Origin of the sequence: Catenovulum sp. SX2 (assembly GCF_052056295.1) — a bacterium.
Taxonomy (GTDB): domain Bacteria; phylum Pseudomonadota; class Gammaproteobacteria; order Enterobacterales; family Alteromonadaceae; genus Catenovulum.
This window is the reverse complement of sequence record NZ_CP182493.1, coordinates 1098621-1111649: the sequence shown is the minus strand read 5'-3', so window position 1 is coordinate 1111649 and position 13029 is coordinate 1098621. Positions and strand designations below refer to the sequence as shown.

At 39.8% G+C, this 13029-nt stretch carries 10 protein-coding genes; 4 read left to right on the top strand and 6 right to left on the bottom strand.

Translation table 11 applies throughout. The annotated features are described in order from the left end of the window. Nucleotides 1-17: 17 nt before the first annotated feature. The 4 genes from clpX (at nucleotide 18) to ACMZOO_RS04590 (ending at nucleotide 6443) form a co-directional block, all read left to right on the top strand. On the top strand, nucleotides 18-1307 hold the full coding sequence (gene clpX / locus ACMZOO_RS04605; protein WP_016955528.1) for an ATP-dependent protease ATP-binding subunit ClpX: 1290 nt from the start codon (nucleotides 18-20) through the stop codon (nucleotides 1305-1307). A 232-nt stretch (nucleotides 1308-1539) separates the two neighbouring features. Beyond that, nucleotides 1540-3888 (top strand): endopeptidase La, encoded by a 2349-nt coding sequence (gene lon, locus ACMZOO_RS04600; protein ID WP_440905603.1) that lies wholly within the window; start codon nucleotides 1540-1542, stop codon nucleotides 3886-3888. A gap of 236 nt (nucleotides 3889-4124) precedes the next feature. Continuing rightward, nucleotides 4125-4400: a nucleoid-associated protein HU-beta gene (hupB, locus tag ACMZOO_RS04595; protein ID WP_016955526.1), complete on the top strand. Its 276-nt coding sequence runs from the start codon at nucleotides 4125-4127 to the stop codon at nucleotides 4398-4400. Nucleotides 4401-4553: 153 nt separating this feature from the next. Continuing rightward, on the top strand, nucleotides 4554-6443 hold the full coding sequence (locus ACMZOO_RS04590) for a SurA N-terminal domain-containing protein (protein WP_440905602.1): 1890 nt from the start codon (nucleotides 4554-4556) through the stop codon (nucleotides 6441-6443). Nucleotides 6444-6532: 89 nt separating this feature from the next. On the opposite strand, the gene ACMZOO_RS04585 is transcribed toward ACMZOO_RS04590, so the two are convergent. From ACMZOO_RS04585 to pspF, 6 genes are read right to left on the bottom strand one after another with little or no spacing between them, the layout of a single operon-like run. After that, the gene (locus ACMZOO_RS04585; RefSeq protein WP_440905601.1) at nucleotides 6533-7318 is read right to left on the bottom strand and encodes a peptide ABC transporter ATP-binding protein; all 786 of its coding nucleotides are present in this window, start codon (nucleotides 7316-7318) and stop codon (nucleotides 6533-6535) included. A gap of 3 nt (nucleotides 7319-7321) precedes the next feature. Beyond that, nucleotides 7322-8305 (bottom strand): oligopeptide/dipeptide ABC transporter ATP-binding protein, encoded by a 984-nt coding sequence (locus ACMZOO_RS04580; protein WP_440905600.1) that lies wholly within the window; start codon nucleotides 8303-8305, stop codon nucleotides 7322-7324. Beyond that, the gene (locus ACMZOO_RS04575) at nucleotides 8305-9195 is read right to left on the bottom strand and encodes an ABC transporter permease subunit (protein WP_016955522.1); all 891 of its coding nucleotides are present in this window, start codon (nucleotides 9193-9195) and stop codon (nucleotides 8305-8307) included. The genes ACMZOO_RS04580 and ACMZOO_RS04575 overlap by 1 nt, the downstream gene beginning before the upstream one ends. Then, complete coding sequence (locus ACMZOO_RS04570) at nucleotides 9188-10213, bottom strand: ABC transporter permease subunit (protein ID WP_440905599.1); 1026 nt, start codon at nucleotides 10211-10213, stop codon at nucleotides 9188-9190. The genes ACMZOO_RS04575 and ACMZOO_RS04570 overlap by 8 nt, the downstream gene beginning before the upstream one ends. Beyond that, entirely contained in the window at nucleotides 10213-11826 is a 1614-nt protein-coding gene (locus ACMZOO_RS04565; RefSeq protein ID WP_440905598.1) for an ABC transporter substrate-binding protein, read from the bottom strand. The genes ACMZOO_RS04570 and ACMZOO_RS04565 overlap by 1 nt, the downstream gene beginning before the upstream one ends. Then, entirely contained in the window at nucleotides 11816-12835 is a 1020-nt protein-coding gene (pspF, locus tag ACMZOO_RS04560) for a phage shock protein operon transcriptional activator (RefSeq protein ID WP_440905597.1), read from the bottom strand. The genes ACMZOO_RS04565 and pspF overlap by 11 nt, the downstream gene beginning before the upstream one ends. Nucleotides 12836-13029 lie beyond the last annotated feature (194 nt).

Sequence of the window (13029 nt, the reverse complement as noted above, 5' to 3'; positions counted from 1 at the left end):
AGAATAGAGGTAAATAAATGACAGATTCCCGCAAAGGTGATGGGTCAGGCGATAATAAGTTATTGCACTGCTCGTTCTGTGGTAAAAGTCAGCATGAAGTACGCAAGCTAATTGCTGGACCTTCTGTGTTCATTTGTGATGAATGCGTCGAGTTATGTAATGACATTATTCGCGAAGAAATCAAGGAAATAGCACCAGAAGCGCGTTCAACCAAAGAAAAATTGCCAACGCCTGTAGAAATTCATCAACATTTAGATGATTACGTAATCGATCAGCAACTGGCGAAAAAAGTATTATCTGTTGCTGTATACAACCATTACAAGCGTTTAAAAAATAGTGAAAAAGCGAAAACTTCGGTTGAACTAGGCAAGAGTAACATTTTGTTAATAGGTCCAACTGGTAGTGGTAAAACTTTGTTGGCTGAAACACTAGCGCGCTTTTTAGATGTGCCATTTACTATGGCGGACGCAACTACCTTAACTGAAGCTGGTTATGTAGGTGAAGACGTTGAAAACATCATCCAGAAGCTACTACAAAAGTGCGATTATGATGTTGAGCTAGCGCAGCGTGGCATTGTGTATATTGACGAAATTGACAAAATTTCTCGTAAATCAGACAACCCATCAATTACTCGTGATGTATCGGGTGAAGGTGTGCAGCAAGCATTGCTTAAACTGATTGAAGGCACAATAGCTTCAGTACCACCTCAAGGTGGTCGTAAACATCCACAACAAGAATTTTTACAAGTAGACACGTCTAAAATCTTGTTTATCTGCGGTGGCGCTTTTGCTGGTCTTGAAAAAGTAATAGAGCAGCGTACAGCCAAAGGCACAGGTATTGGTTTTGGTGCAACGGTTAAATCTAAAAACGAAGAAAAAAGTTTGTCAGAAAAATTTTCTGATGTGCAACCAGAAGACTTAGTTAAATATGGTTTAATTCCAGAATTTATTGGTCGTCTACCTGTGGTTGCAACTTTATCTGAGTTAGATGAAGCCGCGCTGATTCAAATATTGAATGAACCAAAAAATGCATTAACTAAACAATATGCCGCATTATTCGAGATGGAAGGTGTTGAGCTAGAGTTTAGAGATGACGCATTACGTGCAATTGCGACCAAAGCTATGACACGTAAAACGGGAGCGCGTGGTTTGCGTTCTATTTTAGAGAACGTACTGTTAGATACTATGTATCAGCTACCTTCACTTGAAGACGTATCCAAAGTGGTGGTAGACGAAACTGTTATCAGTGGTGAATCAGACCCAATTCTGATTTACGAAAACACAGGTAAACAAGCCGTTTCTGAATAATTAGTTTGATACCCAACCTACATGGGTATAGAAGGCGAGTTTAATCACTCGCCTTAATTTCCTTCCTTTGTTTTAAACACTACAAGCATTTCGTTTATTATTTAACCTATTGATTATAAACCTTGCATTTATCCACTTTTTTCGGCGTTAGAGATTGGATTCATCGCTTGATCTCGCTATATTGAACCCCATATAAACTGTTATCACCCTCCTTGGAAAGAGAAATAATAAAATGACAATAGAATCATCTGGTTTAGCGGATATACCTGTTTTAGCACTGCGTGATGTGGTTGTATATCCACATATGGTAATCCCATTATTTGTCGGCAGAGAAAAATCCATTCGTTGTCTAGAAGCGGCAATGGAGAATGACAAACAAATATTTTTAGTTGCACAAAAAGATGCTTCAGTTGATGAACCAAGTACGGATGATATTTACCAAATAGGTACTGTTGCGACCATTTTACAGTTACTTAAATTGCCTGACGGTACAGTTAAAGTATTGGTCGAGGGTAATCAGCGTGGTCAGATCCATAAATATTTAAGCACAGAAGATTACTTTTTTGCGCAAATTGGTTTAGTTGATTCACCAGATGTAGACGAGCGCGAGCAAGAAGTATTAATTCGTTCAGCTGTCAGCCAATTTGAAGGTTATGTCAAACTCAACAAAAAAATTCCACCAGAGGTTTTAACTTCATTAAATGGTATCGAAGAGCCGGCCAGACTCGCTGATACTATGGCTGCACATATGCCACTGAAGTTAGATGACAAACAAACTGTTCTTGAAATTGTTGATGTTACAGAGCGTTTAGAATTTTTGATGGCGCTGATGGAAAGCGAAATCGACTTATTACAAGTTGAGAAGAAAATTCGTGGCCGCGTTAAAAAACAAATGGAAAAAAGCCAGCGCGAGTATTATTTAAACGAACAAATGAAGGCGATTCAAAAAGAGTTGGGTGAATTAGATGATGCCCCAGACGAATTTGAAACCTTACAGAAGAAGATTAAAGAAGCGCAAATGCCAAAAGAAGCTGAAGACAAAGCTTTGGCTGAATTGCAAAAACTTAAAATGATGTCGCCTATGTCTGCGGAAGCGACAGTGGTTCGCAGTTACATAGACGCTATTTCTTCGGTGCCGTGGAAAAAACGTTCTAAAGTTAAAAAGAATCTACCGGCGGCACAAAAAATTCTTGATACCGACCACTATGGTTTAGACAAAGTTAAAGAACGTATAATCGAGTATTTAGCGGTACAACAGCGCACCAATAAAGTAAAAGGGCCAATTTTATGTTTAGTTGGACCGCCAGGTGTTGGTAAAACTTCATTGGGTCAATCTATCGCAAAAGCGACAGGGCGAAAATATGTGCGTATGGCGCTTGGTGGCGTACGTGATGAAGCTGAAATTCGTGGTCATCGTCGTACCTATATAGGTTCAATGCCAGGTAAATTGATTCAAAATATGACCAAAGTAGGGGTGAAAAACCCGCTGTTTTTATTAGATGAAATCGACAAAATGTCATCTGATATGCGCGGCGATCCTGCATCTGCTTTATTGGAAGTGTTAGATCCAGAGCAAAACAGTACTTTTGCTGATCACTATTTAGAAGTTGATTACGATTTATCTGACGTCATGTTTGTTGCAACTTCAAATAGTATGCGTATCCCAGGTCCATTGTTAGACCGTATGGAAGTTATTCGATTATCTGGTTATACCGAAGACGAAAAACTCAATATTGCCCAGCGTCATTTGATTCCAAAACAAATAGACAGAAACGGCCTTAAAGCAGCTGAAATTGATATTGAAGAATCGGCCATCTTAGGCATTATTCGTTATTACACACGTGAAGCGGGTGTGCGTAGTTTAGAGCGTGAAATTTCTAAACTATGTCGCAAAGCGGTAAAAGAAATCTTAATGGATAAGAGCATTAAGAAGGTTGTGATTAATCAAGATAACCTCAATGATTTCTTAGGCGTACAGCGTTTTGACTATGGTAAAGCGGATAGCGAAAACCAAATCGGCCAAGTAACGGGTTTAGCTTGGACAGAAGTAGGTGGCGATTTGCTCACAATCGAAACCACCTCAGTGTCAGGTAAAGGTAAAATGACCTCGACTGGTTCGCTCGGTGATGTAATGCAAGAGTCGATTCAAGCTGCAATGTCAGTTGTTAGAGCACGAGCTAGTAAGCTTCGTATAGCTGAAGATTTCTACGAAAAACGTGATATCCATGTGCATGTACCAGAAGGGGCAACACCTAAAGATGGCCCAAGTGCTGGTATTGCAATGTGTACCGCATTAGTTTCTACGCTTACAGGTAACCCTGTGCGTTGTGACGTAGCTATGACAGGTGAAATTACTTTGCGTGGCGAAGTATTGGCAATTGGTGGTCTTAAAGAAAAGCTGCTAGCAGCTCACCGCGGTGGTATTAAAACCGTCGTTATACCTAAAGATAACGAACGTGATCTAAAAGAAATTCCTGCCAATGTAATTGGTGATTTACAAATTCATCCAGTGAAATGGATTGATGAAGTATTAAATATTGCGTTAGAAAACCCGCCAGAGGGCTTTGAAGTAGTAAAATAAGGCAATTTGTTGGTTTTTAAGGCTTCTTATTTATAAATTTTATGGTAGCCTTAGACACTGTTTTGCAGCCCTTGTAATTCGGGGGCTGCAGCAATTTATTAAAAAAGTGGTAAAGTTAGGTTTACATACTTGATTCGAAAGTCTAAGCCTGCTATAACTTTGAAACTAATTTGAGCCGCAGTAGGGCACAAGCTTGCTGAAGTGGCGGTATAATAACAATCTAAGGGGATGAAATCTTGAACAAGTCTCAACTTATCGACAAAATCGCAGCAGGCGCTGACATTTCTAAAGCTTCTGCTGGCCGTGCATTAGATTCTTTTATTGATGCAGTTTCTGGTGCTTTACAAGAAGGCGACCAAGTAGCTTTAGTTGGCTTTGGTACTTTTTCTGTACGTGAGCGTGCAGCTCGCACTGGCCGCAACCCTCAATCAGGTGAAACCATTGAGATTGCAGCTGCTAAAATTCCAGCATTCAAGCCTGGTAAAGCATTAAAAGATGCAGTAAATCAATAAAAAATTGATCTGATTAGTAGGTCGAGAAATAGACAGGCTTCGAGCGTATCGAAGCCTTCTTTGTTTATAAGAATTAACAAATCATAACTATTATTTGTCCACTCATATTAAGTTCTTGAAACAGTTAGTACTTAACTTAAAAAGAGATCCAGCATGTTAGAAAAAATCCGTGAAGGTAGCCAAGGACCCGTTGCCAAGATCATATTAGGTCTGGTGATATTTAGTTTTGCTTTAGCCGGTGTTGGTTCATACATCAATTCTGGTAGCGAGCCGAAAGCTGCTGAAGTAAATGGTCTTGCAATTAATGTAAGTCAATTAGAGCGTGCCTACGAAAATGAGCGAGCTCGAATGGAATCACAATTTGGTGAAATGTTTTCGCAGATCGCGTCTGATCCAGCCTATTTGGCCAATTTTAAACAAGGTATTTTAGATCGCTTGATCTCAGAACAACTGGTAAACGATCTTGCTAATCGTTTATCTGTACGTACTAGCGACGAAGAAATCAAAAAAGCCATTTTTGATATGCCTGAATTTCAAGTAGAGGGCAAGTTTAATAACGACAGATATCTACAATTATTAACTCGTGCTGGTTATACACCGGCCAAGTTTCGCGAAATGTTGCGTCAAGATATGACACGTCGTGCTGTGGTAACTGCATTAACCCAAACAGATTTTGTGTTGGAAGATGAAGTTAAGTATTTCCAGCAGCTACAGTTACAAAAGCGTGATATTGAGTACGTTGAAGTGCCGGTTGCTTTGTTTAACGACGCAGTGAACCCGACAGAAGAAGATATTCGCAGCCACTACGAAAGCAATATTGAGCAATACGAAACGCAAGAGCAATTTGATATAGCTTACGTTGAACTTAAATTAGCTGATGTAGCTAAAGGTATTGAAGTTTCAGAAGACGAAATCAACCAGCATTATCAAGCAAGCCAAGCGCAATATGTTACAGCTGAGCGCCGTCGTGCATCACATATCTTAATTGATGGCTCAACTGATGATGCGCAAGCTAAAGCTGAAGATTTATTAGCTCAAATAAACTCTGGTGCAGACTTTGCTGAGTTAGCTAAAGAACATTCAGCGGATACATTCTCTGGTGAAAATGGTGGTGATTTAGACTTTTTTGGTGCTGGTGTCATGGACCCTGCATTTGAACAAGCGACTTTTGCGTTAACAAACATTGGTGATGTATCAGACGTTGTTGAATCAAGCTTTGGTTTTCACATTATTAAGTTAACTGACATTGAAGCAGAAACTGTGCGTCCACTTGAAGAAGTTAAAGCCGATATCATCAGTCAGTTGCAAGAAGACAAAGCACGTGACATTTTCTTAGAGAAACAACAGTTGTTAGCTGATACTGCATTTGAAGTACCAACGAGTTTACAAGAAGCGGCGACAGCAACTGGCTTAAGCGTAAAACAAACAGGCTTAAAATCAGTTAATGCTGGAGTATTTCCATTTACAGAAGCTAAGTTGATAACAGCTGCGAAAGAAGATGATGTGTTAAACGCGGGTTATAACAGTGCTTTAGTTGAAGTTTCTGGTGATCACTTAGTTGTATTGCGTGTAAATCAGTATGAAGCTGCTAGAACACAGCCGCTAGAAGAAGTTGAAGCACAAGTTAAACAAGCAGTATCACAAAAACTAGCGCACTCTGTTGCTCAGCAATGGGTTGAAGAGTTAACTGCTAAGCTAGCTGCTAATGAAGCTGTAGAGACTTTATTAAGTGAAAAATCATTAAGCTTTACTGCAAAACAAGATGTAGCGCGTTTTGGCTCAGAAGTTTCTGGGGCAATTGTTCGCAAAGCGTTTGAAATGAAAAAAGCAGATGAAGAGCAAGTTTCAGCCGCATGGGTTGAAGTGAACCCAACTTCATTTGCTGTGGTTAAAGTAACAGCAGTGACTCAAGCTGAGGTGGCTGAAGTAGACCAAGCAACAGCACAGCGTTTAGAGTCAGCTTTAACTGATTACAATTATCAAGCATTTATCACTGGCTTACGTGAAAATGCGGAAATTGTTACCTACCAAGCAGCCAATTAATAAACCGCTGCGTTAATATCTAAATAATATGCAAAAAGGCAGCTTGGCTGCCTTTTTTCTTTTCTTTAAGTTAAATTTAGCTGAGTTACTTAGCCGTTTTTACTCAATAACATTTGTTGCGAGTAAAGTAATTTTTTGGTCACTACATGGCGTGGATTTGCTAACACATCAGCTGTGTTGCCCCGTTCAACCACCTTACCTTCGTTCATGACAAATATCTTGTCACTGATGTGCCTGACCATGTTTAGGTTGTGTGAAACAAACACGTAAGAGATACCAAAAGTTTGTTGTAGGTCTAAAAACAAGTTAACCATTTGAATACGGGTCGACGGATCCATTGCGGCAAAAGGTTTGTCTGCGACTATTATCTGTGGATCAAGGATCAGTGCTCGAGCAAGAGCAATACGCTGTTTTTGCCCACTAGAAAGCATATGCGGGTAGTGCCAAATATAGTCAGATAATAGACCGACTCGGCTGAGGGTTTTTTTGATTTTTTCTTGGCGTTCAGTTGCGTTTAATTGAGTGTTTAGTTTGAGCGGCTCTTCTAATATTTGGCCAATCGAAATACTCGGATTAAGTGATGTAGCTGGATCTTGATAAATCATGCGTATGTGCTGACAGCGGGTGGTATTATCACCGTCTTGGAGCACTTTACCATTTAAGATTATTTCTCCAGATGTTGGGCTTTCAACCCCTGTCAGTAATTTAGCTAATGTGGATTTTCCCGAACCAGTTTCACCAATAATTGCCAGGGTTTCGTATGCATTCAGCGAAAAGCTTACTTTTTCTAGAGCTGTCACTGTGGTTGATTTCCATGGCAAAATCCGTTTGTGGTAGGTTTTGGATAAATCGTTTACTTCTAATAATACTGACATGCTCTACTCAATATTTATCGGGTAATGGCAACTAAACACATGGCCTTTAAGTTTTATGCTTTTGGGAGTCACCACACATTCTTTTTGTGCGCGTAAGCAGCGAGGTCCTAATCGACAGCCAATGGGTAAATGCTGCAAGGGTGGTGTTGAGCCGGGTAGTGCTTGTAAACGGGATTTAGGCGTTAAATTGCCCCCTAATCTAGGCACAGTGTTAAACAACACTTCAGTGTATGGATGAAAGGGTCGACGAATTAAATCTTTAGTTGCAGCGGATTCAACACTCTGACCACTGTACAAAATAGTTATGTCGTCTGCAAACTGGGTAACAGCATCTAAATCATGGGTGATTAATAACACAGACATGTCTTTGCTTTCATTCAATTTGTGCAATAAACGCAGTATTTGAATTTTGGTTGTGCTTTCCATCGCATCTGTTGGTTCATCTGCAACCAGCAACTTGGGGTTACGTGAAATTGCCATGGCAATCATGACTTTTTGGCATAAACCTTCTGACAATTCGTGTGGGTAGCTATCAAAACATTGTTGATATCGTTTGATCCCAACTCGTTTGAGCAGTTGATGAATATATTCAATTCGTAGTCTGCGTGTTTGCCAAAATGAACCTTTGCATTCGCTGGCAGGTACAACTTCGCTTAGTTGTTCACCTATGGTCGCGGTCGGATCTAAACAATGTCCAGGTTCTTGGAAAATCATTGCTATATCTTTATGGATTATCTGATCACGTTGTTCAGCAGATAATTTCAATAAATCTTGCCCGCGCCAAAACATACGATCAGCTTTGACTTCCCATTTATCTGATAAGGTTGCGGTTAATGCACGCGCAAATAACGACTTACCAGAGCCAGATTCACCAACTAATCCATGAATAGTGCCATCACGCATAGATAAACTCATTTTATCAATAGCGTTCACCTTGACGTTGTCTGATTTTAACGACACGGTTAGGTTTCTAACATCTAATAGCATTATTCGCTCCGTTGTTTTAACGCGTTGCGCAAACCATGCCCAACTGCGTTAACCGACAACAAACATAAAAACATGGTAATTCCCGGCAACATAGTTAACCACGAAGCTCGGTAAATTAAGTCAATACTGGCAACTAACATAGCGCCCCATTCGGGTGAACCTTGCTGTGCACCTAGACCCAAAAAACCGAGCGCTGCTATATCTAACATAGCTGCCGATACCGCGAATGTATACTGCAAAATAATACTTTCGACTATATTTGGGAAAATTGAACGAAATAAGATTTGCCAATTATTCGCCCCATCTAATCGCGCCGCTGTAACATATTCTTTTTTAAGTTCTGCTTGAATTGCTTGGCGGGTGCGGTGAACAAACAAAGGAATTAATACCAAAAATATTGCCCAAATGGTATTGGGTAATCCAGGCCCCAATACAGCAACAATCACTATGGCTAACAGTAAAGATGGAATCGACAGAATGGTATCGAGTAAATGATTGAATATACTGGCTCTTACGCCTTTGCTCATGCCAGCTAAAGCACCTAGCGCAGTGCCTACTAACATTGCAGCTAGTGCGGTTAATAAACTCAGACCAAAGGTAATTTGGCAACCATATACTAGCCTAGAGAAGACATCTCGACCTAAATCATCTGTGCCTAAAATAAATCTAACATCACCGGCACTACTCCAAGACGGTGGCAATAATACATCTTGAGAATGTTGTTCTAATGGGGCATATGGCGTGATAATCGGTGCTAGAATGGCCAAGGCGACAAAAAACAATACGATACAAAAACTAATCCAAGACACATGATCGGATTTAAATTTACCCCAAGCCAACATATATGGACCTGGGTGTGCCACTTCATTGTAAATATCATGACTAGCCATTTAATTCTTTCCTTACCAAAGGATTGACCAAGGTATGAATGATATCTGCCAACACGTTGATTAAAATCATAAATGACGAAACCAATAACAAAGACGCCTGAATAACTGGGTAGTCTCGTTGATAAATTGCTTCCAATAACCAATGGCCAATGCCCGGCCATGAGAAAATAATCTCAGTTATCATAGTGCTGGTCATCAAGGTATTAAACAACAAACCAAACTGCGGAATAATAGGTAACAGCGCATTACGCAATACATGACGTCGGACAATTTGATATAAACTGATGCCTTTGGTACGCGCAGCTTTGATGTATTGGCTATCCATAACGCTAATTACGTTGGTACGCATCATGCCAATTAGCAAGGTTGTCGGTAGTGTTGCGAGAGTAACGGTTGGCAAAATCAAATGTCGCAGCGCATCTTGATAGATAGGCCACTTATTATCAAAGTCGCTTAATGCAATGTCTATCAATAATACGCCACTAATATATGGAATATCATAAAGCAAGTTGAGTCGGCCAGAAATGGGTAACCAAGCAAGGTTGAGTGAAAAGACCAAAATAAACAGTAAACCCAACCAGAAAATTGGGATTGAGTTAGCTATAGCTGAAGCTGAGAAGATTATTTTATCAATCAATGAATTGCGTTTAACACCAGCCCAAAGGCCTAAAGGTAAACCCACTAACATAGTAACGACCAAAGCGTAAAAACTCAGCTCAGCCGACGCCGGAAAAATTCGGACAAAGTCTCTAATGACTTCACTTTGCGAAGTAAATGACAAACCAAAGTCACCTGAGAATACGCGGTCGAGATAGACTAGATATTGCATAAAATAAGAGTCGTCTAACGCAAGTGCTTGGCGGATGTCGGCATATTCTTCGTAAGTTAAACTTTGTTGCCCGGTAAAGTTTATAACAGGATCGCCCGGGAATAAGTGACCCAAAGAAAAAGACAGCAAGCTCAATAAAAATAATGTCGTTATTAACAAGTTGAGGCGTTTAACTAAATAAATAAACATTAAAACTTCTCCGCATGTTTAAACGATATAGCTGAATACGGTTGAAATTTTACATTGACGACATTGTCTTGTTTAGCCAAAAAGCTGAGAGAATGAGCAATTGGCACAACTGGCATTTCTTGAGATAACAAACTTTGTGCTTGCATTAAATTATCTTTGCGGCGGCTAAAATCAGTTGCCGCAGCTGCGTTTGCCAATAAATTATCAAAATAAGGGTTACACCAAGCAGCTCTGTTGCTGCCAATAACGGCAGCAGCGCAGCTCAAGGTCGGGATCAAATAATTGTCTGGCGTGGCCATATCAGGTGTCCAGCCAATAAGCACAGAATCATGCGCATAATCCATGAGTTTTTTGCGCAATGTGCTCCATTCAAACTCAACAATTTCAACCGCTATGCCTACTTCGGCTAAGTTGGCTTTAATTAACTCGGCCATTTTTAAAGAATTAGGATTATATTCACGCTCAATTTGCGCACTCCAAATTTGCATTTTAAAACCTTCAGCTATACCGGCAGCTCTTAATTCTCTTTTGGCTTGTTCAGGGTTGTAGTTAATTGCTGGGATATTCGAATTATAAGCCCACGAACTTGGTGGCAATAAAGAGTTAGCTGGAAAAGCCATACCATAATAAATGGTTTTATAAATGGTTTGACGGTCTAATGCTTTGGCTAACGCACGTCTAACTTCACTTTTGTTAAATGGTGGTTTTAACGTATTAAATGCCCAAAATGCAATGTTATCAGCACTTTTTGATTGCAAGGTAATTCCTTGTCTATCTTGTAATACCTCCATCTCACTTGCTACTGGATGAGCGACCACATCACACTCGCCGGTAATGAGTTTGGCTAAGCGATTAGAACTTTGTGGTGTGATATCGTAAACTAAGTGGTCAATCTTGGCTTTACCTTGCCAATAATCCGGATGAGCTTTGTAGCGTATGTATTCATCTTTAACAAAGTCTTCGAAATAAAAGGGACCTGTGCCAATAGGGTAGTTATCTAGTAGGTTGTTTGCATCTTGTAAATCGAGTTTGGCGGCGTATTCGGCCGACAAAATAATCATATAATCCGTTGCAAGTTGTGACAAAAAATCTGTATTGGCTTGGTTTAGCTTAAAGCGAACATGATGCGATGAAACTTTTTCGATATCATCAATCAGCAATTCAAGCTGATAACTTTGCATATGTGGGTAGCTGTCGGCACTGGCAAAAAATGGATGTGTATTTAAACGCCAGCGGTTAAACGTAAACAAAACATCATCAGCGTTTAATTCTCGACTCGGGATAAAGTAGCGGGTTTGATGAAATTTAACCCCTTGGCGTAAAAAAATATCAATGGTTTTTCCGTCATCACTCACTTGCCATGATTCTGCGAGAGCTGGAGCCAATTGATCAGACGAAACACTTTTTTCAATTAAACGGTCGTAAATTTGATGAACGCTGGCGTCTAAGGTAATACGTGACGTAGTCGTTTGTGGATTAAAGTTTTCGGGGTTACCTTCAGAGCAATAGATAAGACCATTTTTCAGTCTATCATCCTGTATTTGTTCGCACCCGCTACAAAACATTGTTAAAACACTAGAGATTAACCAAAGTTTGGTTAAGTTATTCATCATTTCGAAGTGTTTCCAGTAATTGATATTTTTTTAAATAACCGCGCAATTGGTGATAACTGACTTCTAATAAATCTGCGGCTTTTCTTTGATTAAATCGCGCTTCCTGTAATGCCGATTTTATCAGATTAATTTCATATTCTGCAGTTTTGTCTTTAAAGTTAACTGGAAAATTTACACTCGCTTGCACACTTGCGGGTAATTTCGCGTTGGCTGTTGGCTGTGTCAGTGGGCGATAGGGCGATTTAAACGGATCAAAAACAATATGGTCGAGTGTTTTATCAAAAGAGTCGTTGCGGTAAACACTGCGCTCAACCACATTTTTTAATTCTCGAATATTTCCTGGCCACTGATAATCCAACAAAGCGATACGCGCTGCTTTGCTAAAACCGGGAAAATGTGAGTGATTAAGCTCTTGTGCCATATTCACCGCAAAATGTTCAGCCAAGAGTAAAATATCTTCTTTGCGTTCTCTTAGTGGTGGAATAGTAATTACATCAAAAGCTAAGCGGTCTAATAAATCAGCTCTGAATTTACCTAGTTCGGCTAAACTGGGTAAATCTTCATTGGTTGCGGCAATTAACCTAACGTCGGTTTTATTGGTTTGGCTACCACCAACGCGTTCAAATTCACCGTATTCAATCACTCTCAAGAGTTTTTCTTGCACCATAAGTGAAGAATTAGCTAACTCGTCTAAAAATAAACTACCACCATGAGCGCGTTCAAAACGGCCTGCATGTTTTTTGTTTGCGCCGGTAAAAGCCCCTGATTCGTGGCCAAATAACTCACTTTCTAATAAATTTTCGTTTATCGCAGCACAATTGAGTTTTAAAAACTCGCCGTCCCAACGTGATGACAAATAGTGCAAGCGTTCAGCCACTAGCTCTTTACCAGTACCACGTTCCCCGATAACCAATACAGGTTTGTTTAATGGCGCGAGTTGGGATATTTGCTCAATCATGGCTAAAAAGGCATTTGATTGGCCAATTAGGTTTTGTTGAACTTTTGCCATAGTGTTGGTCTATTTCCTCAACTTTTGGTGTAATTGATTATGTTCCTAAAGTGGTTAAATTACTAGAATTAAATAAAGTTAATATAGATCAATGGCTTGATGTTTTGGCATGATGTTTGTTTATATAAACTCAAATCTTGAGGGAATTGAGGTTTAGGTAGGGGAATCGGAAAGGGAATTGAATATTTTACAAT